Genomic DNA, 21,678 nt, shown 5'->3' on the forward strand with positions numbered 1-21,678 from the left:
AAAAGACGGGCCGAGGCCCGTCAGATCAGCTTTTCTTCAGCGGCTTGACCAGGTGATCAAGCCCTTCGATTTTAATCGCCAGCGTCATCTCCATCAGCATGCCGAGCTTGCCTTTGGGGAATTCGCCCTTACGGGCGAACCACAGCAGGTACTCTTCGGGCAGGTCGATCAGCACCCGCCCCTGGTACTTGCCGAACGGCATCACGGTATTGGCGATCTCCAGCAGGTTTTCCTTTTCCATCAGTCACCCAGCAGGCGGATCATTTCCGCTTCGTCGATCACGGCGATACCCAGCTCCTGCGCCTTCGCCAGTTTGGAGCCGGCCGCCTCGCCGGCGATCACCAGATCGGTTTTCTTCGACACGCTGCCGCTGACCTTGGCGCCCAGCGCCGTCAGGCGATCTTTGGCCTCGTCGCGCGAAAGCTGGCTCAGCGAGCCGGTCAGCACCACAGTTTTGCCGGCGAACGGGCTGTCGATCTCTTCCGCCACCACCACCACCGGCGCCGGCCAATGAATGCCGATCTCGGCGCCCACCAGCTCGTTGATCACCTGCTGATTGAGCGCTTCATCGAGGAAGTTGCGGGTGTGTTTGGCCACCACTTCACCGACGTCCGGCACTTCTTTCAACGCCTCGATATCGGCGGCGAACAGCTTCTCCAGCGAACCGAAATGCGCCGCCAGGTTGGCGGCGGTCGCCTCACCGACCTCGCGAATGCCGAGCGCATACAGGAAACGGGCGAAGGTGGTCTGCTTGGATTTTTCCAACGCGTTGACCAGATTCTGCGCCGATTTCGGCCCCATGCGATCCAGACCGGTCAGAATGCCGGCGGACAGGCGGAACAGATCGGCCGGGTTCTTCACGTACTCCTTGTCCACCAGCTGCTCGATGATCTTGTCGCCCATGCCCTCGACGTCCAGCGCGCGACGGGAAACGAAGTGCTTCAACGCCTCTTTGCGCTGCGCGCCGCAGATCAACCCGCCGGTGCAGCGCGCCACGGCCTCGCCTTCCACGCGCTCAACGTCGGAGCCGCACACCGGACAGTGTAGCGGGAACACCACTTCGCGCGCATCCTGCGGCCGACGGTCTTCCAGCACCCCCACCACCTGCGGGATCACGTCGCCGGCGCGGCGCACGATCACCGTATCGCCGATGCGCAGCCCCAGGCGTTCAATTTCATCAGCGTTGTGCAAGGTCGCGTTGCTGACGGTCACCCCGGCCACCAGCACCGGCTCAAGGCGCGCCACCGGCGTAATCGCACCGGTGCGGCCAACCTGAAACTCCACTTCGCGCACCACGGTGATCTGCTCCTGCGCCGGGAATTTGAACGCCGTCGCCCAGCGCGGCGCACGCGCCACGAAGCCCAGCGTTTCCTGCAGATCGATATCGTCAATCTTGATCACCACGCCGTCGATATCGAAACCGAGCTGTGCGCGGTCCTGCTCGACCTGGCGATAGAACGCCAGCACTTCCTCGCTGCCGGTGCGGCGCTGGGCGCGATCGCTGACCGGCAGGCCCCAGGCCTTGAACTGCATCAGGCGCTCAAAGTGGCTGCGCGGCAGCTCGCCGCCTTCCAGCAGGCCAACGCCATAGCAGAAGAAGGTCAGCGGGCGTTTAGCGGTAATGCGCGGATCGAGCTGGCGCAGCGAGCCGGCGGCGGCGTTGCGCGGGTTGGCGAATACCTTGCCGTCTTTGCGCCGGGCTTCTTCGTTCATCTGTTCGAAACCGGCCTGCGGCATGAACACTTCGCCACGCACTTCCAGCCGGCGCGGGATGTTGTCGCCGGTCAGGCGCAGCGGGATGGCGCGAATGGTGCGCACGTTGGTAGTGATGTTCTCGCCGGTGGTGCCGTCGCCGCGCGTCGCCGCGCGCACCAGCTCGCCGTCTTCGTACAGCAGGCTGACCGCCAGGCCATCCAGCTTCAGCTCGCAGCAAAAGGTCAGCGGATCGCTGCTCTTGAGCCTGTCCTGCACGCGCTTGTAAAACGCCAGGAAGCTCTCTTCGTCAAACACGTTGTCCAGCGACAGCATCGGCACTTCGTGGCGCACCTGGTCGAACGCCGCCAGCGGCGCCGCGCCCACGCGCTGGGTCGGCGAATCGGCGGTGATCAGCTCCGGATGCTCGCTCTCCAGCTCGCGCAGCTCGCGCATCAGGCGGTCATATTCCGCATCCGGCACTTCCGGCGCATCCAGCACATGATACTGGTATTCATGATGGCGCAGTGTGGCTCGTAGTTGATTGATTTGTTGGATTATCGATTCCATGGCTCACCATCAAAGATAAAAAACCCCCGGCTAGCGGGGGCTTTGTTGTTACGGATGTTCAGTGCGCGCGGCAACCCGGTCAGGCGTTGTTTTCCAACACTTCACGGATACGCGCTTTGTAGGTTTCCAGCTTCTGCGGCGTCATCATGCGACGCTCGTCGTCCAGCACCACGCCGCCCACGTCGTCGGCGATGCGCTGTGCCGACTGCAACATCAGCTTGAAGTTCTGATTGGCGTCGCCGTAAGACGGCACCATCATGAACATCGACACGCCCGGCGTGGAGAAGTCGGACATCATGTCAGGATCGAACGACCCCGGCTTGACCATGTTCGCCAGGCTGAACAGCACCGGGCCGCTGCCGGCCGGGCTGATATGGCGGTGGAAGATGCCCATCTCGCCAAACTGGAAGCCCGCCTGCAACACGCTCTGCAGCAGCACTTCGCCGCCGATTACGCCGCCCTGATGGGCCGCGACGTGCAGCACCAGCACGGTCTCTTTCAGCTTGGCCTGAATTGGCGCAGCCGCCGGCTGTTGTGGCTGTGGCGCAGGCTCCTGCGCCGGCTTCACTTCCGGCGCGGGCTGCACAGGGGCCGGTTCGGCGTGGAATGCCGGTTCAGCCCCCTGCGGCGCCTCATGTTCATGCGGCAGATCGTCGACGCGCGGCTCACGGCGCGCGGCCGGTTGCGGTTGCTGCGGTTCGGCCGGTTCTTCGTCCGGCGCGTAGTTGTTCAGCAGGATGTCATCGTACTCCGGCCGCTGAGACAGCGGAGGCGTCGTCTGATGAGCGGCCGGCTGAACGGCGCGGGGCGCAGGCGCAGCCGCCGGAGCGGGCTTCGGCGCGGCCACAGGTTCTTCGCGTGCGGCATCGAAATGGCCGAATGACGGCTCGTCTTGCGGGTGAGCGGCGCGTACGCGCACCTCACCGACGCCTTCTTCGAGATCGTCGATCGGAGTTTGTTCACGTTCCTTTTGGGAACGTTTGGCTGGGCGATCGCGGAAGAGCGCTGACCGTTCTTTGCGACTGGTCCACAGACCGTGCAATAACAGCGCTATTATGGCGATCGCGCCAACAACGATTAATATCAGACGCAAATCCTGCATCATTGCTATCTCTGTTGTTCCAATACATTGCCACCGCGGCAAACATTCACTCTTTAACTCTATTTGCCCGCGCACACAAGTGCAAGTCCGTGCTGAACTTTATGCCAATAAAGATGATTATACTGCCTTTTTCTGCTGGTTTTTCAGCCAACCCTACCCTAGCCAGTGGAAAATCATCCCTATATGATAATGATGCCTGTTCAGACAACGAGATAACTTAAGATATGTCCTATACGCAGCCCTCTCCCCGATCGACCAGCGGCATTCACTATTTCGCCGAAGGCTGGCGCCTGATTTCACGCCCGGGGATTAAACGCTATGTGGTCCTGCCGTTGCTGGTCAACGTGCTGCTGATGGGCTCCGCTTTCTGGTGGCTGTTCAGCCGCCTCGGCGACTGGATCCCGGCGATGATGAGCCACGTTCCCGACTGGCTGCAATGGTTGAGCTACCTGCTGTGGCCGCTGGCGGTCATTTCGGTGCTGCTGGTGTTCAGCTATCTGTTCAGCACCATCACCAATCTTATTGCCGCGCCGTTCTGCGGCCTGCTGGCCGAACAGCTCGAAGGCAGCCTGACCGGCAAACCGCTGCCGGATACCGGCCTGCTTGGCATCGCCAAAGATCTGCCGCGCATCATGGCGCGCGAATGGCGCAAGCTGATGTATTACCTGCCACGCGCGCTGCTGCTGCTGGCGCTGTACTTCGTGCCCGGTATCGGCCAGACGGTGGCGCCGGTGCTGTGGTTCCTGTTCAGCGCCTGGATGCTGGCGATCCAGTATTGCGACTATCCGTTCGACAACCACAAGGTGAGCTTTGCCGACATGCGCCGCGCACTGCGCCAGCACAAAACCGACAACCTGCAGTTCGGCGCGCTGGTCAGCCTGTTCACCATGATCCCGATCCTCAATCTGGTGATCCTGCCGGTCGCCGTCTGCGGCGCCACCGCGATGTGGGTCGATCGCTACCGCTCGCAATTCGTCCGATAACCGCCGTTTTTTGCCGCCGACAGCGCGGAAATTTTCGACAGGGCGCGCATTTCGCGCCCTTATCATTGTGCTTAAAACTTATTTCCTAATAACATATAGATATACCAATTCTTTACTTCCCTGCCGGTACTGTTAGCGTATGCTTTCGATGTTCCCCACATTTTCATAGAGTTAAAGGACGGGCTATGAGCAAGATATATGAAGACAACTCATTAACAATCGGCCATACGCCGCTGGTTCGTCTGAACCGTATCGGCAACGGACGCATTCTGGCCAAGGTTGAATCACGCAACCCGAGCTTCAGCGTCAAATGCCGCATCGGTGCCAATATGATTTGGGATGCGGAACAACGCGGCGTGCTGACCGCCGGTAAAGAACTGGTGGAGCCGACCAGCGGCAACACCGGCATCGCGCTGGCCTTCGTGGCCGCCGCGCGCGGTTACAAGCTGACGCTGACCATGCCGGAAACCATGAGCATCGAGCGCCGCAAGCTGCTCAAAGCGCTGGGCGCCAACCTGGTGCTGACCGAAGGGGCGAAAGGCATGAAAGGCGCCATCGCCAAGGCGGAAGAGATCGTCGCTACCGATCCGAACCGTTACTTGATCCTGCAACAGTTCAGCAACCCGGCCAACCCGGCCATCCATGAAAAAACCACCGGCCCGGAAATCTGGGAAGACACCGACGGGGAAGTCGACGTGTTCATCTCCGGCGTCGGCACCGGCGGCACGCTGACCGGCGTCAGCCGCTACATCAAGAACACCAAAGGCAAAGCCATCACCACCGTGGCGGTAGAGCCGACCGACTCGCCGGTCATCAGCCAGGCGCTGGCCGGTGAAGAACTGAAGCCGGGCCCGCACAAGATCCAGGGCATCGGCGCCGGCTTCATTCCGGGCAACCTCGATCTGGATCTGGTGGATCGCGTCGAGAAAGTCTCCAACGACGAAGCCATCAGCATGGCGCGCCGCCTGATGGACGAAGAAGGCATCCTGGCGGGCATCTCCTCCGGCGCAGCGGTCGCGGCGGCGGTGAAACTGGCCGAAGAACCGGCGTTCGCCGACAAGACTATCGTGGTCATCCTGCCCTCTTCCGGCGAACGTTATCTCAGCACCGCGCTGTTCGCCGATCTGTTCACCGAGCAGGAATTGCAGCAGTAATTCCGCCACTGCACAAATCGCTAAAAAAGCACCCTGTGGGGTGCTTTTTTGTGGACTGGATCAAACTTTATAGCAGTCCAAGATTGCTTTTGCCCGTCGCCTTTAGTATTTAACGGTGCATTATTTCGATGCGCAAAATTAATCACTCTCCGAGCCCGGTCGAGGCTGAATCGATTTACTCATCTGTCGCCGACGCGGCGAATCGGGCATAATGGGGAGCGGATTGGAACGACGTCTAAAGCCGAGTTTTTTGATCTGAAGTGCCTAACGCGTCGTTTTCTGTTGCATCAACGTTCGCCCCTGTCCATAGTCAGGCGCTATAACCAGACAAGTTAAAGTCAGCCCCCTGGGCTAAACTTTAACTCCACAACATTAATCCAATAAGTTGGGGAAACATCAATGTTCCAGCAAGAAGTTACTATTACCGCTCCGAATGGTCTGCATACTCGCCCTGCCGCTCAGTTCGTTAAAGAAGCCAAAGGCTTCACGTCTGACATCACCGTGACCTCCAACGGCAAAAGCGCCAGCGCTAAAAGCCTGTTCAAACTGCAAACTCTGGGGCTGACTCAAGGGACCGTAGTGACCATCTCCGCTGAAGGTGAAGACGAGCAGAAAGCCGTTGAGCACTTGGTAAAACTGATGGCAGAGCTTGAGTAATCGGCCCGTCTTTTTAGTTAACACCAGTCAAGAGTAAGGTAGGGTTATGATTTCAGGCATTTTAGTATCACCGGGCATCGCTTTTGGTAAGGCTCTCTTGCTGAAAGAAGACGACATCGTCATCAACCGGAAGAAAATCTCTGCTGATCAAGTAGAGCAGGAAGTCTCGCGTTTTCTGGCCGGCCGCGCGAAAGCGTCCGAACAGCTGGAAGCGATCAAGACCAAAGCTGGCGAAACCTTCGGCGAAGAGAAGGAAGCTATCTTCGAAGGCCACATCATGTTGCTGGAAGACGAAGAGCTTGAGCAGGAAATCATAGCCCTAATCAAAGACGATCTGGCCTCCGCAGACGCCGCCGCCTACACCGTGATCGAAGGTCAGGCGAAAGCGCTGGAAGAGCTGGACGACGAATACCTGAAAGAACGCGCCGCCGACGTGCGCGACATCGGCAAGCGCCTGCTGCAGAACATTCTGGGCATGCCTATCGTCGATCTGGGCTCCATTCAGGACGAAGTGATCCTGGTGGCCACCGATCTGACCCCGTCCGAGACCGCGCAGCTGAACCTGGACAAAGTGCTGGGCTTCATCACCGATCTCGGCGGCCGCACCTCCCACACCTCCATCATGGCGCGCTCCCTGGAGCTGCCGGCGATCGTCGGCACCAGCGACGTGACCAAGCAGGTGAAAAACGACGACTACCTGATTCTGGACGCGGTTAACAACCAGATTTACGTTAACCCGACCGCTGACGTTATCGATCAGCTGAAAGCCGCCCAGAACCAATACATCACCGAGAAAAACGATCTGGCCAAGCTGAAGGACCTGCCGGCGATTACGCTGGACGGCCATCAGGTTGAAGTCTGCGCCAACATCGGCACCGTGCGCGACGTCGCGGGTGCAGAGCGCAACGGCGCGGAAGGCGTCGGCCTGTATCGTACCGAGTTCCTGTTCATGGACCGCGACTCGCTGCCGACCGAAGACGAGCAGTTCCAGGCTTATAAAGCCGTGGCGGAAGCCATGGGCTCGCAGGCGGTGATCGTCCGCACCATGGACATCGGCGGCGACAAAGACCTGCCGTACATGAACCTGCCGAAGGAAGAGAACCCGTTCCTTGGCTGGCGCGCCATCCGCATTGCGATGGACCGCCGTGAAATCCTGCACGCCCAGCTGCGCGCTATCCTGCGCGCCTCGGCGTTCGGCAAACTGCGCATCATGTTCCCGATGATCATCTCCGTGGAAGAAGTGCGCGATCTGAAAGGCGAAATCGAGACGCTGAAGGCGCAGCTGCGCGAAGAAGGCAAGGCGTTTGACGAGAGCATCGAAGTGGGCGTGATGGTGGAAACACCGGCTGCGGCGGTCATCGCTCACCACCTGGCGAAAGAAGTCGACTTCTTTAGTATTGGGACAAACGATCTAACCCAGTATACTCTGGCGGTAGATCGCGGCAACGAGCTGATTTCTCATCTCTATAACCCGATGTCCCCATCAGTGCTTGGCCTGATCAAACAGGTTATTGATGCATCTCACGCGGAAGGCAAGTGGACCGGCATGTGCGGCGAACTGGCTGGCGATGAGCGTGCTACACTGTTGTTATTGGGCATGGGGCTGGATGAGTTCAGCATGAGTGCGATTTCAATCCCGCGCATCAAGAAAATTATTCGTAACACGAATTTCGAAGATGTGAAGGCGTTGGCAGCGCAGGCCTTGGCACAGCCAACGGCACAAGACCTGATGAATTGCGTCAATAAATTCATCGAAGAAAAAACGCTCTGCTAAACTTCCACGACACTGGAACGCCGCCCAATTTAATGCTTAGGAGAAGATCATGGGTTTGTTCGATAAACTGAAATCTCTGGTTTCTGATGACAAGAAAGACACGGGCACTATCGAGATCGTCGCTCCCCTTTCTGGCGAAATCGTCAATATCGAAGATGTGCCGGACGTAGTGTTCGCTGAAAAAATCGTTGGCGACGGTATCGCCATCAAACCGGCCGGCAACAAAATGGTTGCTCCGGTTGACGGCACCATCGGCAAGATTTTCGAAACCAACCATGCATTCTCTATCGAATCCGACAGCGGCATTGAGCTGTTCGTCCACTTCGGCATCGATACCGTAGAACTGAAAGGCGAAGGCTTCAAACGCATCGCCGAAGAAGGCCAGCGCGTCAAGAAAGGCGACGTCGTTATCGAGTTCAACCTGCCACTGCTGGAAGAAAAAGCCAAGTCTACCCTGACGCCGGTCGTTATCTCCAACATGGACGAGATCAAAGAGCTGATCAAACTGTCGGGCAGCGTGACCGTTGGCGAAACCCCGATCATCCGCATCAAGAAGTAATCGCGAATGAGCAAGATAAACGGCGCCCTCGGCGCCGTTTTTTTTATCCCTTCGGGGTATCCCCATCTCGCTGCGTCATGACGACCAGCGCGGCACGCGCAGAGTGATGATCAGCCCCTCTTTGTCGCCGTTACGCGCCTCAACCTGGCCGCCGTGCGCCAGCACTACCTTGCGGGTAATCGCCAGCCCCAGGCCGTAACCCTTGCCCGACAGCGCCGACTTCACGCGCACGAACGGATCGAAGATGCTCGACAGCTTCGACTCCTCGACGCCCGGCCCCTGATCGCTGACGGCGATCTGAAACTGATTCTCGACGCGCGACAGCGCCACCGTCACCCGCTGGCCGTGACTGGAGAAGCGCAGCGCATTACGCACGACGTTATCCACCGCACGCCGCATCAGCTCCGCATTGCCCTTGACGGTGTACTCCACGTCCGATTCGGCCTGCAGCACGATATCCACGCCGGGCACCTGCGCCTCGTAGCGCGCATCGCTCACCACCGCGTCCACCAGACCATACAGATCGAAATACTCTTCGTCCGGCAAGCTGCTGTGTTCGGTACGCGACAGCGCCAGCAGTTCGCCGATCATTTTGTCCAACCGCCCCGACTCATGTTCGATGCGCTTGAGCGAGGTTTCTACGTTGCCGGCATTCTGCCGCGCCAGACCGATGGCCAACTGCAGGCGCGCCAACGGTGAACGCAGCTCGTGCGAGACGTCGTGCAGCAACTGCTCGCGGGCGCTGACCAGCAGCTCCAGCCGCTCGGCCATGGTATCGAAATCGCGCGCCACGTCAGACAGCTCGTCATGACGCCGCCGCATATTCGGGTACAGCCGCACCGACAGATCGCCCTGCGCCACCCGATCCAGGCCGCCGCGCAGCTGGCGCATCGGCCGGGTCAGGTTCCAGGCCAGCACGGCGCTGAACAGCAAACCGCCCAGCCCGCCGACCCACAACATCGGCGCAGGAATGTTGAAGAAGTGGGAACGCCGCTCCGGCCGATACTCTTCCCGCAGCCCGCGCACGTTATAACTCAGCCAGTAACCCTGCCCTTCTCCGGTCTGCACCCAAGCGGAAATCGCTTTCGTCATCCGTCGCCCTTCAAACACCGGTTCTTCCGGCTCAGGCGGCGGTTGGGTCATCGGCGTAACGGACAGCAGACGCCTGTCATCCTCGGGCCAGTCGCGCATCAGCGCTTCCAGCGCCGGCATGCCGCCGCTGCGCAATTGGGTGGCGGCGGAGGTCAGCTGCAGGCCGATCGCCCGCCGCGCCATGGCGTTCTCCGGCGGCACATAGCGATCGCCATAAAGAGAAAACGCCACCCACAGGGCCTGCGTCATGATGAGAAAGGTCAGCCAAAAGCCGAGCAAAATTTTCCAGAACAATCTTCCGCGCATGTCAGGTTACCGGATGCGATAGCCGATGCTGCGCACCGTCTCGATGCTGAGCTTACTGCCGGCCAACGCGCTCAGCTTCTGGCGGATATTGCTGATATGCACGTCCACGCTGCGATCATAGGCCTCGCGCGGGCGCCCCAGCCCCTTCTCGGACAGTTCGTCCTTCGATACCACGCGATCCGGCGCGCGCAGCAACAGCTCCAACAGATTGAATTCCGAAGCGGTCAGATCAAACGCCTTACCGCGCCATTCGCTGCTGCGGGTTGAAGGGTTCAACGTCAGCTCGCCGAAGCTGATGGCTGCCTCATCCTCCGCCTCTTGCGGCCGCTCTTCGAAACGGCGCAGCACCGCGCGCAGACGCGCCACCAATTCGCGCGGGTAGCACGGTTTGGGCATGTAATCGTCGGCGCCCATCTCCAGGCCAATCACCCGATCGATGTTGTCGCCTTTGGCGGTCAGCATGATGATCGGCAGCCGGCTCTTTTTACGCACGTCGCGCAGCACGTCGATGCCGCTCATGTCCGGCAGCATGATGTCGAGGATCATCGCGGTATAGTCGCCCGACAGCGCGCCCTCTACCCCCGCCTTGCCGGTCAGCACCAGCGTGGCGTCGAAGCCTTCGCCCGTCAGGTATTCGCTCAGCATGGTGCCAAGCTCCAGGTCATCGTCGACCAGTAAAATTTTCATGCCTTGCTCCTTCACCGATTTTCGTTATTTTCCCGCCAATTCCGCCGGCCCGCAGCCGGTTTTACTCAATCCTTACACATCGCTCTTGGCGTCTCGCCACCGTTAGTGTGGCCGCTGTCGCGCGATTTCTCTACTTCAGTCATGGCATTGGCGCACGAGCAAGCGGCAGCTACCACGCAAGCGAGGCTGCCGTCTGTCGGAAGGAAAGGGGGAAAGATTCTCCCGACGGAACATACCGCCGGGAAGGAACGGTCAGTCGAACACGCCGGTGGAGAGGTAACGGTCGCCGCGATCGCAGACGATCGCCACCACCACGCTGCCGGGATTAGCCGCCGCGACGCGCAGGGCGCCGGCCACCGCACCGCCGGAGCTGACGCCGCAGAAAATGCCTTCACGCTGCGCCAGCTGGCGCATGGTCTGCTCGGCATCGCGCTGCTCGATATCCAACACCTGATCCACCAGCTCCGGGCGGAAAATACCCGGCAGGTAAGCGGGCGCCCAACGGCGAATGCCGGGGATGCTGCTGCCTTCCGCCGGCTGCAGGCCAATGATCTGCACCTGCGGATTCTGGCTCTTCAGGTAACCGCCCACGCCGGTAATGGTGCCGGTGGTGCCCATGCTGGAAACGAAGTGCGTGATGCGCCCTTCGGTCTGGCGCCAGATCTCCGGGCCGGTGGTGGTGAAGTGGGCATAGGGATTGTCGAAATTGTTAAACTGATCCAGCACCTTGCCCTGTCCCTGGCGCTGCATCTCCAGCGCCAGATCGCGCGCCCCTTCCATCCCCTGCTCACGGCTGACCAGGATCAGTTCCGCACCGTAGGCGCGCATCGCCGCCTGCCGCTCCAGGCTCATGTTCTCCGGCATCAGTAGCTTCAGCGCATAGCCTTTCAATGCAGCAATCATCGCCAGTGCAATGCCGGTGTTGCCGCTGGTAGCCTCGATCAGCACGTCGCCGGGCTTGATCTCACCGCGCAGCTCCGCCTGCTGGATCATCGCCAACGCGGCGCGATCCTTCACCGATCCCGCCGGGTTATTGCCTTCCAGTTTGACCCATACCTCGCTGCCCGCCTGGGCGGCCAGCCGTTGCAGTTGTACCAGCGGGGTATTCCCGATGCATTGTTCGAGCGTTGTCACGATCTTTGCCTGTGTGTTGGTGTGCGTAAAGTAAAAAGGCAACCCCGGGGTTGCCTTAAAGAAAAGGACTGGCTAAAACCTATCAGGCGCTTTTGGCTAACGCAACAGGTTGCAGCAGTTGATCGCCGGCATACAGCCGCGCATTGAGGCTGCCGACGTAATAACGGCCGCCGCGCACCGGCGTGGCGTTACCTTCCGGCAGCACTATGCTTATCGGTTCCTGGTGCCAGCCAATCGGCTGCACCGTCAGCTGCCAGAAATGGCCGCGCGGGCTGACTTCCAACACCTGAACCGGCAGTGGGCAGCGCTCGCTGCTCTCGGTCGCCACTTCCATTTCCCACGGGCGCAGGAACAGATCGACGCTGCCCTGATGCATCGGCTGGAACGACAGCGGCCACTGGTGCGCGCCGACGAACAGCTGGGAGCCGCGAATTTCGCCGTTCAGACGGTTCACTTCCCCCATAAACTCCAGCACGAAGCGGCTGGCCGGCTCGCGCATAATCTCCTCCGGCGAGCCAACCTGCTCGATATTGCCCTGGCTCATCACCACGATGCGGTCGGCCACTTCCATCGCCTCTTCCTGATCGTGGGTGACGAACACGCTGGTGAACTTCAGCTCTTCATGCAGCTGGCGCAGCCATCGACGCAGCTCTTTGCGCACCTGCGCATCCAGCGCGCCGAACGGTTCATCCAGCAGCAGAATCTGCGGTTCCACCGCCAGGGCGCGCGCCAGCGCTACGCGCTGTTTCTGTCCGCCGGACAGCTGCGACGGGTAGCGATTGGCTAAATGGCCAAGCTGCACCATGTCCAGCAACTGAGTGACTTTCTGTTTGATCGCCGCGGCGTTCGGCCGCTCGCGGCGCGGCAGCACGGTCAGGCCGAAGGCGATGTTATCGAACACCGTCATGTGGCGGAACAGCGCATAGTGCTGAAACACGAAGCCCACGCGCCTGTCGCGCGCGTGCATGTGGCTGACGTCGGTGCCGTGGAAGCCCAGCTTGCCGCCGCTCTGGCTTTCCAGCCCGGCGATGATGCGCAGCAGCGTGGTCTTGCCGGAGCCGGATGGCCCGAGCAGCGCCACCATCTCGCCGGAAGCAATATCGAGCGAGATATCGTTCAATACCTTGGTGCGACCGAAGTACTTGTTGATGCCGTTAATCTCAATGCTCATGATTTTCCTCCCGCTCGAGACGCGCGTTTTGACGTTCCAGACGCCACTGCAGCGCGCTCTTCAAAAATAGGGTAACGATCGCCATCAGGGTCAACAGGGCGGCGGCGGTAAAGGCCCCGACGGTGTTGTAATCCTGCTGCAACAGCTCGACCTGCAGCGGCAGGCTGTAGGTTTCGCCGCGAATCGAACCGGACACCACCGACACCGCGCCGAACTCGCCGATGGCGCGCGCGTTGGTCAGCACCACGCCGTACAGCAGCGCCCAGCGAATGTTGGGCAGCGTCACGCGGCGGAACATCTGCCAACCGGACGCCCCCAGCAGAATGGCGGCCTCGTCTTCCTGGCTGCCCTGGCTGAGCATCATCGGCACCAGCTCGCGCACCACGAAAGGACAGGTGACGAAGATGGTCACCAGCACCATGCCCGGCCAGGAGAACATGATCTGGATGTTATGCGCATCCAGCCAGCCGCCCAGCAGGCCGTTGCTGCCGTAAAACAACAGATAAATCAGCCCCGCCACCACCGGTGAGACGGCGAACGGGATATCGATCAGCGTCAGCAGCAACTGGCGGCCGGGGAAGGTGAAACGCGTCACCAGCCACGCCAGCAACGTGCCGAACACCAGGTTGAACGGCACGGTGATCAGCGCGATCAAGACCGTCAGCCAGATGGCGTGCAGCATGTCCGGATCGAGCAAGTTGCTCCACATCGCGCCAACCCCTTTGGAGAAGGCCTCGGCGAAAATCGACATCATCGGCACCACCAGCAGCAGCACCGAAAACAGCGTGCCGATGGCGATCAACGTCCACTTGCCCCAGTTGACGCGCGGGCGCTCGGCGCCGTTGAAGGCGGAAACATCAGCCATCAGTGCCCTCCTCCCAAACGTCTGCCGAAGCGGCTTTGCAAGACGTTAATGCTGAACAGCAGCAGCAGCGACGCCGCCAGGATCACCGAGGCGATGGCGCTGGCCGCCGGGTAATCGAACTCCTGCAAACGCACAAAAATCATCAGCGAGGTCACTTCCGTCTTCCAGGCGATGTTGCCGGCGATGAAAATCACCGCGCCGAACTCGCCCAGGCTGCGGGTAAAGGAAATGGCGGTGCCGGCCAGCAGCGCCGGCGCCACCTCAGGCAACACCACGCGGCGAAAGCTCTGCCAGCGCGTGGCGCCCAGAGTCTCGGCCGCCTCTTCGTATTCCGGCCCCAGCTCTTCCAAAACCGGCTGCACGGTGCGCACCACAAACGGCAGGCTGGTGAACGCCATCGCCACCGCGATCCCAAGCCAGGTGAAGGTGACCTTAATGTCAAAGTGCGCCAGCCACTGACCGTACCAGCCCGTGGTGGAAAACAGACCGGCCAGCGTCAGGCCGGCCACCGCCGTCGGCAGCGCGAACGGCAGATCGATCAGGCCGTCCAGCAGCGAACGGCCGGGAAAACGGTAGCGCGTCAGGATCCAGGCCATCAGCATGCCGAACACCGCGTTGAACAGGCTGGCGACGCCGGCGGCCAGCAGCGTCACTTTGTACGCCGCCACCACCTGCGGGTTGGAAATCACTTCCCAGTACTGCGCCAGGCTCATCTGCGCCAGCTGCATCACCAGCGCACTGAGCGGCAGCAGCAGGATCAAACAGGTATAAAACAGGCTGCTGCCGAGGCTGAGGCCAAATCCGGGCAACACCCGCTTACTGGACGACAACGCCAACATTTACTTGCGCCCTGCCGCTAACAGCTGATCCAGCTCGCCGCCGGTGGCGAAGTGGGTTTTCATCACCTGCGGCCAGCCGCCGAATTGATCTTCCACGCGGAACAGTTGGGTGTCCGGGAATTGCCCCTTGGCCGCCGCCATCGCTTTCTGGTCATACACGCGGTAGTAGAAACTGGTGATCACCTGCTGCGCCGCCGGGCTGTAGAGGTAGTTCAGATAGGCTTTGGCCGCCTGCTCGGTGCCGTTGCGCGCTACGTTTTTGTCGACCCAGGCCACCGGGAACTCCGCCAGAATATCGACCGGCGGCACGATCACTTCGTACTTGTCTTCACCGTATTGCTTGCGGATGTTGTTCACTTCGGACTCGAAGCTGATCAGCACGTCGCCCAAACCGCGCTCGACGAAGGTGGTGGTCGCGCCGCGGCCGCCGGTATCGAACACCAGCACGTTTTTCAGGAAACGGGTCATGAAGGCGCGGGTCTTGGCCGCATCGTTGCCGTCGGCCTGGCTGGCGGCGCCCCAGGCGGCCAGATAGGTGTAACGGCCGTTGCCGGAGGTTTTCGGGTTCGGGAACACCAGCTTCACGTCGTCACGCACCAGATCGTTCCAGGTGTGGATGCCCTTCGGGTTGTCCTTGCGCACCAGAAACGCCATGGTGGAATAGAACGGCGAGCTGTTGTTCGGCAGGCGCGCCTGCCAGTCTGCCGGGATCAGCTGCCCGCGATCGTGCAGGATCTGCACGTCGGTGACCTGGTTGTAGGTCACCACGTCGGCGCGCAGGCCCTGCAGGATCGCCAGCGCCTGCTTCGACGAGCCGGCGTGCGATTGTTTGATGGTCAGCTTGTCGTTCGGATGCTGTTGATTCCACTGCTGTTCAAAGCCGGGATTCAGCGCGACGAACAATTCACGGGAAACGTCATAAGAGCTGTTCAGCAATTCCGCCGCCGACGCGGCGCCGCTCGCCAACAGCGCAGCCGCCAGCCAACCTTTCAGCACGAGATTTTTAACCCGGTTTTGTTTCATTCTGCACCTTATCACTGAGTCATTCCTTCAGGCTTTCGCCTTATTGACGACCAGTGTATTTATAACTCGGTGCGGAGCTGTAACGCTTTTATATACCGTTTAGTGATTTACAAGCATCAAACGCTATAAGGCAGGGAATGCGAGGCGTTTTGGGAAGGGAAAACAGACCGAAGCCGGACGCGCCGGCTTCGGCGACGGCGTCAAAGTGACAGCAGGCGCGTCAGCGATGGCGCAAAGTAGTAGCTGCCGGTCACCGCACGGCTGAAGCGCAACATCGCGTCGCGTTTGCCGTCCAGATCGCCGAACATGCTCAGCAGCTGCTGCTCGATATTGTGCAAGCGCGCACAATAGGCGATGAAGAACAGGCCGTGCTTGCCGCTGGCGGTGCCGTAAGGCAGGCTCTGGCGCAAAATTTTCAGGCCCTTGCCGTTCTCTTTCAGATCGACGCGGCTGACGTGCGAAGTATCCGGGCGCTGATCGGCCGGCAGCTCTTCGCTGTCGTGCTTGGTGCGGCCGATGATCTGCTCCTGCTGTTCGGTGGTAAAGCGCTGCCACTGGCGCAGGTTGTGCTCGTAGCGTTGCACCAGCACATAGCTGCCGCCGGCGTCCTCTTCGCCTTCGGCGATCGTCGCCACTGCCGGGCGCTGGTCGCCCTGCGGGTTTTCGGTGCCGTCGATGAAGCCGCTCAGATCGCGCTCTTCCACCCAGCGGAAGCCGTGGGTTTCTTCTTCAATCTTGATGACATTGCCGAACGCCGCCAGCGCCGCCTGCGCCAGCGTGAAGTTGACGTCGTGGCGCAGCGACTGGATGTGGATCAGCATATCGCGCTGGGTGGCCGGCGCCAGCCCTTTGCCGAGCGGCGTGAACGGCTTCAACTCTTTCGCGCCCTGGCCGCTGGAGAGATCGTGCCAAACGTCGTAACCGAAAGCGATCACCGCGCCGAGGCGCGCATCGGGGAACTGCTGCTGCAGCTCGCTCAGGGTCTGACAAAACTGCTTGCAGCCCTGGCGCAAGTCGGCGAATTCGCCCTGTACGCTGGCTTCCATAAAAATGGCGAAACGGCAGTGCTCCAGCAGAATGCCGCTCTGAACCTGTGTCATGTTGTTATCCTCAATACCAAAACCAGGCAACAGGTATGGCGGTTGACGCGCGGGTTCCCTGTTACAAACGCGCGCTATCATACCGCAAGCGCGGACGATTGCCTTGCAGCAGCGCAAAGAAAATAGGGGTAATGGCTTGAAAAGGCAGGCGCCGCGAACCGGCGCCCGTTGAACACATTACTGCTGCGGCTTGGCGTGCCAGATGATTTTGCTGACCGTCCAGCTTTTCAGGGTGTCGTCCGGCGGAATGATATCCTGCGCCCCGGCCCACTTGCCGCTGAAGATGTAGGTGACGTACTTGCTCTGCTCCGCCACGCACTCCACTTTACCGGCGTCTTCGCCGCTGCCCGGCTTACAGGAGCCGAACGCCTTGCTGTACATATCGCCGAACGGCGTGCCGAGCTTGTTGCCCCACTCCGTCGCCACTTTCGGATCCAGCACGTCCACCCGCTGCAGGCGCCCTTTCGGTTCGCCGGTGATCACCAGTTTCACTTCGTCGCCGGACAGCGCTTGGTAATAAGAGACGATCTGGCCGTTGTTGGTCGCCATGCCGCCGCGCAGGCGGTAGTTGCCGTCCAGCCCGTCATTGATGGCGCTTTCCGACATCGGCGTGCCGGCGTTGAGCTTGCCGACGCCCTTGGCGCCGACCTCCAGGCTGCTGCCGAACCAGTTGAACGGCGACAGACTGGACCAGGAGAAATTGGACATGCTCGAACAGCCGGTCAGTAACAGCGGAAGCCCTAACAACAGGGGGCGAATATTCATCTCTAGCTCCTTAGACATCAATGGCACGGCGCGGTAGCCCGCGCCTGCCGCACTCGGCGTTTTGCTGCATGCCAGCCTCTCACAACGGCCCGCACTACGCCAACGGTTGCCAGCTTGGAGTGCGGAAAATGCGAAAAGTGCCGCACTTCTCGGCAATTAGTCGGCCTGCTCCGGCGGCGCGAAACAGGCTTTCAGGCGCGCATTCAGCAGCAGATAGCTCAGCGCCAGCGCGTCGAGCAACACCAACGCCAGCTCCAGCCCCGGCGGATCGCCGTCCTGGCGCCACAGGCTGAACAGCGAGCCGCCGAGCGACGCCAGCAGCGAGACAGCCAGCCCCCAGCGCCAGCCGCGCCACAGCCGCGGCCATTGGTGGCGACGGCCGCTCAGCAAAAACGCCAGCGCCGCCGGCAGACCGAGCAGCATGCCGTACCAAAAACGTTGGGTATCCGGATAAAACAGCGCCAACAGGCTTTCGCCCTGCTCGCGCGAAACGCCGGCCATCACGAACAACAGCCAGGTGCGCGCCTGCAAAATCAGCACGGCCCAAAATCCCAGCGGCAGCCGCAGCGCGCCATGCTGATCGTAATCGTCCGGGGAAAACCGGGGGGAGAATGGCTTCAACGCTCGTTCCTTGCCACAGAATAAAGACTATGGCTACAGATGGGCGCCGCCAGCGAGAATTTCAATGCGTCGGCTTAAGAAGCTCTTAAGATCGGCGTGTTTTAATCCTTATCACCAAGCAAGCACCCGATATCAGCGGGATGTGATTTTCGATAACGATAAGGAAGCGCAACATGAAAAAACTGACTCTGGCCGCTCTGATCGCGCTGTGCAGCGCACCGGTACTGGCGCAACAAGGCGGGTTCCTCGATCCGGCCGCGCCGCAGGCGCAAACGCAACCCGCTCCGCAGGGCGGTTTCTCCGGCCCCAGCGCGGCGCTGACCACCGTGGACAAGGTGAAATCGCTGAGCGACGACACCTGGGTGATGCTGCAGGGCAACATCGAACAGCGCATCGGCGACGAAACCTATACCTTCCGCGACGCCACCGGCACCCTGACGGTCGATATCGACCGCAAACGCTGGAACGGCCAGACCGTTACGCCGAAAGACAAGGTGCAGTTGGAAGGTAAAGTGGATAAAGACTGGAACAGCCTCGAAGTGGACGTGAAAACCGTCAAAAAGCTGCCGTAATGCGCTGCGGCGGGCGGGCTATACCGCCGTCCGCCGCTCGATCAATATTCCTGATCTTCGATCAGCCGCTTGCCCAGGCTGGTGATGCCCTGGATTTCGTAGCCGAGCTTCTCGTACATCTCAACCACCGTGTCGTTGTCTTCGCGCACCATGATCTGGATTTTCGGGCAGCCGCGGGCGATCAGCTTCTTCTCCAGACGGTTGATCAACGCATTGGCGATGCCGCGCCCGCGATAGTCGGGATGCACCCCGAGGTAATACGCCGAGCCGCGGTGCCCATCATAGCCGCCCATCACCGAACCGACCACTTCGCCGCCGACTTCCGCCACCAGAAACAGCTCCGGATCGTGGTTCAGCTTGCGCTCGATGTCCATCTCCGGATCGTTCCAGGGCCGCAGCAGATCGCAGCGCTCCCACAGGGTAATGACTTCTTCAAAGTCGTCTTGTCGAAATACGCGAATTTCCATCGATGTTGGCCGCTGTTAATTAAGGTGTTTATCTGATTATCGCGTGATTATTCACTTACGCAATATCAAACTGCGATTTAGCGCGCTATTTGCCCGGGAATCGCCGGTAACAAGCGTAATAAATGGAAATAGTTATCGGGTCGATTAATGATTATCAATACGATATAACGTCGCAAAATAGAAACGTCGACGGAGCGTTGCGTCATGAAAAAGCAGGGTAAACCCTTCCTCAATTTTAAACCGCTTACCGTTTCCCCGACGCGACGCCAACTTTTGCTTTCCGGCCTGGCGGTGGCGCTGTTCGGCGTGAAAAGCCAAAACGCCAAGGCGGAAGGCCTGCTGCGCAATCAGCACAGCAAACCGGCGGCGAAACCGGCCGGCGGCAAAAAGCGGGTGATGATCGATCCCGGCCACGGCGGCATCGACTCCGGCGCGGTCGGCCACGAAGGCTCGCAGGAAAAACATATCGTGCTGGAAATCGCCAACCACGTGCGCCGTTTCCTGCATGAGCACGATCACGTCGAGGCGCGCCTGACGCGCGAAGAAGACGAATTCATTCCGCTGTTCCAGCGGGTGGAGATCGCCCACCAGCACCAGGCCGATCTGTTCATTTCGATTCACGCCGACGGTTTCACCAGCCCGTCGGCCTCCGGCGCTTCGGTGTTCGCCCTCTCCAACCGCGGCGCCAGCAGCGCCATGGCGCGCTATCTGTCAAACCGTGAAAACGCCGCGGACGACGTGGCGGGCGGCAAGTACAAGGATCAGGACAACTACCTGCAACAGGTGCTGTTCGATCTGGTGCAAACCGACACCATCAACAACAGCCTGACGCTCGGCCGCCACGTGCTCGGCCAAATTCGCCCGGTGCACCATCTGCACAGCGACAGCACCGAACAGGCGGCGTTCGCGGTGCTGAAATCCCCGTCCATCCCCTCGGTGCTGGTGGAAACCTCGTTCATCACCAACCCGAACGAAGAACGGCTGCTGGGCACCACCGCGTTTCGCGAGAAAATCGCCCGCGCCATCGCGGACGGCATCATCAACTTCTTCGACTATTTCGACGCACACCAACGCAAACCCCGCTGATGCCGCGAGCGGCGAATAAGAGTATACTCAGCGCCTTGTTCAGCCAGACGCTATAAAGACCCCGCATGAGTTTACCTAACATCGCTGAAGTAAAATCCTTCCTGCTGGCGCTGCAGGATCACATCTGCGCGCAGCTCGCCCAGGCCGACGGCGGCGCCGTGTTCACCGAAGACCAATGGACGCGTGAAGAAGGCGGCGGTGGCCGCAGCCGCGTGCTGACCAACGGCGCGGTGTTCGAACAGGCAGGGGTCAACTTCTCGCACGTCTCCGGCGCCACCCTGCCGGCCTCGGCCACTGCGCACCGTCCGGAACTGGCCGGGCGCAGCTTCCAGGCGATGGGCGTCTCGTTGGTTATCCACCCGCTCAGCCCCTATGTACCCACCAGCCACGCCAACGTGCGCTTCTTCATCGCCGAAAAACCGGGCGAGGCGCCGGTGTGGTGGTTCGGCGGCGGTTTTGACCTGACGCCGTTCTACGGTTTCGCAGAGGATGCCGTGCACTGGCACCGCACCGCGGCCGAGCTTTGCGCGCCGTTCGGCGACGAGGTTTACCCTAAATACAAGCAATGGTGCGACGATTACTTCTTCATCAAGCACCGCAACGAAGCGCGCGGCATCGGCGGCCTGTTCTACGACGATCTGAACACCCCTGATTTCGACCATTGTTTCGCCTTCACCCGCGCGGTGGGCCAGGGCTTCCTCGACGCCTATCTGCCGATCGTCGAAAAACGCAAGGCCTTGACCTGGGGCGAGCGCGAGCGCCAGTTCCAGCTGTATCGCCGCGGCCGCTATGTGGAGTTCAACCTGGTGTGGGATCGCGGCACGCTGTTCGGGCTGCAAACCGGCGGGCGCACCGAGTCCATCCTGATGTCGATGCCGCCGTTGGTGCGTTGGGAATATAACTACCAGCCGGAGGCCGACAGCCCGGAAGCGGCGCTGGCGCGCGACTTCCTGCCGGTGCGCGACTGGCTGCAGGAGCCGAAATGATGCAGATTTGGGTCGATGCGGACGCCTGTCCGAACGTGATCAAAGAGGTGCTGTTCCGCGCCGCCGATCGCACCGCCATCACCGTCACGCTGGTGGCGAACCAGCCATTGCGCACGCCGCCGTCGAAGTACATCCGTTCGCTGCAGGTGGCGGCCGGTTTCGACGTGGCCGATGACGAGATCGTGCGCCGCTGCGAAGCGGGCGATCTGGTGATCACCGCCGACATCCCGCTGGCGGCGGAGGTGATAGAGAAAGGGGCGGTGGCGTTGAACCCGCGCGGCGAGCGCTATACGCCGGACACCATCCGCGAGCGCCTCAACATGCGCGATTTTATGGATACCCTGCGCGCCAGCGGCATTCAGACCGGCGGCCCGAACGCCCTGAACCAGCGCGACCGCCAGCAGTTCGCCAACGAGCTGGACAAATGGCTGCTGCAGGCGAAACGGGCGCAGTGACTGCGCCCTGCTCTGCTG

General features: G+C 60.7%; 23 protein-coding genes. 9 read left to right on the forward strand and 14 right to left on the reverse strand.

The window, feature by feature from the left end:
* Nucleotides 1-25: 25 nt before the first annotated feature.
* The 3 genes from ACJ8PN_RS20670 to zipA all read right to left on the reverse strand — a co-directional run bounded on the left by ACJ8PN_RS20670 (nucleotide 26) and on the right by zipA (nucleotide 3,367).
* A complete protein-coding gene (locus tag ACJ8PN_RS20670; protein ID WP_004936441.1) occupies nucleotides 26-241 on the reverse strand; it encodes a DUF3820 family protein in 216 nt (71 codons plus the stop codon).
* Nucleotides 241-2,262, reverse strand: a complete 2,022-nt coding sequence (gene ligA / locus ACJ8PN_RS20675; RefSeq protein WP_442535182.1) for an NAD-dependent DNA ligase LigA — start codon at nucleotides 2,260-2,262, stop codon at nucleotides 241-243. The genes ACJ8PN_RS20670 and ligA overlap by 1 nt, the downstream gene beginning before the upstream one ends.
* A 79-nt stretch (nucleotides 2,263-2,341) precedes the next feature.
* The gene (gene zipA / locus ACJ8PN_RS20680; RefSeq protein ID WP_351109715.1) at nucleotides 2,342-3,367 is read right to left on the reverse strand and encodes a cell division protein ZipA; all 1,026 of its coding nucleotides are present in this window, start codon (nucleotides 3,365-3,367) and stop codon (nucleotides 2,342-2,344) included.
* 221 nt (nucleotides 3,368-3,588) lie between these two features.
* On the opposite strand from zipA, the gene cysZ reads away from it, so the two are divergent.
* From cysZ to crr, 5 genes are all read left to right on the forward strand, one after another.
* Nucleotides 3,589-4,347: a sulfate transporter CysZ gene (gene cysZ, locus ACJ8PN_RS20685; RefSeq protein WP_033632432.1), complete on the forward strand. Its 759-nt coding sequence runs from the start codon at nucleotides 3,589-3,591 to the stop codon at nucleotides 4,345-4,347.
* Between the two features lie 185 nt (nucleotides 4,348-4,532).
* A complete protein-coding gene (gene cysK / locus ACJ8PN_RS20690) occupies nucleotides 4,533-5,501 on the forward strand; it encodes a cysteine synthase A (protein ID WP_004936453.1) in 969 nt (322 codons plus the stop codon).
* A 399-nt stretch (nucleotides 5,502-5,900) separates the two neighbouring features.
* On the forward strand, nucleotides 5,901-6,158 hold the full coding sequence (gene ptsH, locus ACJ8PN_RS20695; protein WP_004936458.1) for a phosphocarrier protein Hpr: 258 nt from the start codon (nucleotides 5,901-5,903) through the stop codon (nucleotides 6,156-6,158).
* Between the two features lie 46 nt (nucleotides 6,159-6,204).
* Nucleotides 6,205-7,932, forward strand: coding sequence for a phosphoenolpyruvate-protein phosphotransferase PtsI (gene ptsI / locus ACJ8PN_RS20700; protein ID WP_004936461.1), 1,728 nt, complete (start codon nucleotides 6,205-6,207; stop codon nucleotides 7,930-7,932).
* Nucleotides 7,933-7,981: 49 nt separating this feature from the next.
* On the forward strand, nucleotides 7,982-8,491 hold the full coding sequence (crr, locus tag ACJ8PN_RS20705; RefSeq protein WP_004936467.1) for a PTS glucose transporter subunit IIA: 510 nt from the start codon (nucleotides 7,982-7,984) through the stop codon (nucleotides 8,489-8,491).
* Nucleotides 8,492-8,566: 75 nt separating this feature from the next.
* Here crr and ACJ8PN_RS20710 read toward each other — a convergent pair whose 3' ends face one another.
* From ACJ8PN_RS20710 to ACJ8PN_RS20755, 10 genes are all read right to left on the reverse strand, one after another.
* A complete protein-coding gene (locus ACJ8PN_RS20710; protein ID WP_171454501.1) occupies nucleotides 8,567-9,889 on the reverse strand; it encodes an ATP-binding protein in 1,323 nt (440 codons plus the stop codon).
* A 6-nt stretch (nucleotides 9,890-9,895) separates the two neighbouring features.
* Entirely contained in the window at nucleotides 9,896-10,576 is a 681-nt protein-coding gene (locus ACJ8PN_RS20715) for a response regulator transcription factor (RefSeq protein ID WP_021505622.1), read from the reverse strand.
* A gap of 252 nt (nucleotides 10,577-10,828) precedes the next feature.
* The gene (gene cysM, locus ACJ8PN_RS20720) at nucleotides 10,829-11,710 is read right to left on the reverse strand and encodes a cysteine synthase CysM (RefSeq protein WP_004936477.1); all 882 of its coding nucleotides are present in this window, start codon (nucleotides 11,708-11,710) and stop codon (nucleotides 10,829-10,831) included.
* 82 nt (nucleotides 11,711-11,792) lie between these two features.
* Nucleotides 11,793-12,881, reverse strand: coding sequence for a sulfate/thiosulfate ABC transporter ATP-binding protein CysA (gene cysA, locus ACJ8PN_RS20725; RefSeq protein WP_025303786.1), 1,089 nt, complete (start codon nucleotides 12,879-12,881; stop codon nucleotides 11,793-11,795).
* The gene (cysW, locus tag ACJ8PN_RS20730; RefSeq protein ID WP_015378675.1) at nucleotides 12,871-13,746 is read right to left on the reverse strand and encodes a sulfate/thiosulfate ABC transporter permease CysW; all 876 of its coding nucleotides are present in this window, start codon (nucleotides 13,744-13,746) and stop codon (nucleotides 12,871-12,873) included. The genes cysA and cysW overlap by 11 nt, the downstream gene beginning before the upstream one ends.
* A complete protein-coding gene (gene cysT / locus ACJ8PN_RS20735; RefSeq protein ID WP_004936486.1) occupies nucleotides 13,746-14,585 on the reverse strand; it encodes a sulfate/thiosulfate ABC transporter permease CysT in 840 nt (279 codons plus the stop codon). The genes cysW and cysT overlap by 1 nt, the downstream gene beginning before the upstream one ends.
* Nucleotides 14,586-15,608 (reverse strand): sulfate ABC transporter substrate-binding protein, encoded by a 1,023-nt coding sequence (locus tag ACJ8PN_RS20740; RefSeq protein ID WP_115436372.1) that lies wholly within the window; start codon nucleotides 15,606-15,608, stop codon nucleotides 14,586-14,588. It abuts the gene before it with no gap.
* Between the two features lie 200 nt (nucleotides 15,609-15,808).
* Entirely contained in the window at nucleotides 15,809-16,708 is a 900-nt protein-coding gene (locus ACJ8PN_RS20745) for a Dyp-type peroxidase (protein ID WP_004936493.1), read from the reverse strand.
* 177 nt (nucleotides 16,709-16,885) lie between these two features.
* The gene (locus ACJ8PN_RS20750) at nucleotides 16,886-17,473 is read right to left on the reverse strand and encodes an RpoE-regulated lipoprotein (RefSeq protein ID WP_004936494.1); all 588 of its coding nucleotides are present in this window, start codon (nucleotides 17,471-17,473) and stop codon (nucleotides 16,886-16,888) included.
* A gap of 156 nt (nucleotides 17,474-17,629) precedes the next feature.
* A complete protein-coding gene (locus ACJ8PN_RS20755; protein WP_171454504.1) occupies nucleotides 17,630-18,094 on the reverse strand; it encodes a DUF2919 domain-containing protein in 465 nt (154 codons plus the stop codon).
* A 173-nt stretch (nucleotides 18,095-18,267) separates the two neighbouring features.
* On the opposite strand from ACJ8PN_RS20755, the gene ACJ8PN_RS20760 reads away from it, so the two are divergent.
* The gene (locus tag ACJ8PN_RS20760) at nucleotides 18,268-18,666 is read left to right on the forward strand and encodes a YgiW/YdeI family stress tolerance OB fold protein (RefSeq protein WP_019453857.1); all 399 of its coding nucleotides are present in this window, start codon (nucleotides 18,268-18,270) and stop codon (nucleotides 18,664-18,666) included.
* Between the two features lie 41 nt (nucleotides 18,667-18,707).
* Here ACJ8PN_RS20760 and ACJ8PN_RS20765 read toward each other — a convergent pair whose 3' ends face one another.
* Nucleotides 18,708-19,133, reverse strand: a complete 426-nt coding sequence (locus tag ACJ8PN_RS20765; protein WP_004936504.1) for a GNAT family acetyltransferase — start codon at nucleotides 19,131-19,133, stop codon at nucleotides 18,708-18,710.
* 204 nt (nucleotides 19,134-19,337) lie between these two features.
* Here ACJ8PN_RS20765 and amiA point away from each other — a divergent pair, with 204 nt between their 5' ends.
* The 3 genes from amiA (at nucleotide 19,338) to ACJ8PN_RS20780 (ending at nucleotide 21,660) form a co-directional block, all read left to right on the forward strand.
* Nucleotides 19,338-20,219: an N-acetylmuramoyl-L-alanine amidase AmiA gene (gene amiA / locus ACJ8PN_RS20770; RefSeq protein ID WP_033632425.1), complete on the forward strand. Its 882-nt coding sequence runs from the start codon at nucleotides 19,338-19,340 to the stop codon at nucleotides 20,217-20,219.
* A 65-nt stretch (nucleotides 20,220-20,284) separates the two neighbouring features.
* Nucleotides 20,285-21,205: an oxygen-dependent coproporphyrinogen oxidase gene (gene hemF / locus ACJ8PN_RS20775; protein ID WP_171454505.1), complete on the forward strand. Its 921-nt coding sequence runs from the start codon at nucleotides 20,285-20,287 to the stop codon at nucleotides 21,203-21,205.
* Nucleotides 21,205-21,660: a YaiI/YqxD family protein gene (locus tag ACJ8PN_RS20780; RefSeq protein WP_442535188.1), complete on the forward strand. Its 456-nt coding sequence runs from the start codon at nucleotides 21,205-21,207 to the stop codon at nucleotides 21,658-21,660. The genes hemF and ACJ8PN_RS20780 overlap by 1 nt, the downstream gene beginning before the upstream one ends.
* Nucleotides 21,661-21,678: the final 18 nt, after the last annotated feature.

Origin of the sequence: Serratia sp. CY76391 (assembly GCF_052166695.1) — a bacterium.
In the GTDB taxonomy this organism is placed as follows: Bacteria; Pseudomonadota; Gammaproteobacteria; order Enterobacterales; family Enterobacteriaceae; genus Serratia; species Serratia nematodiphila.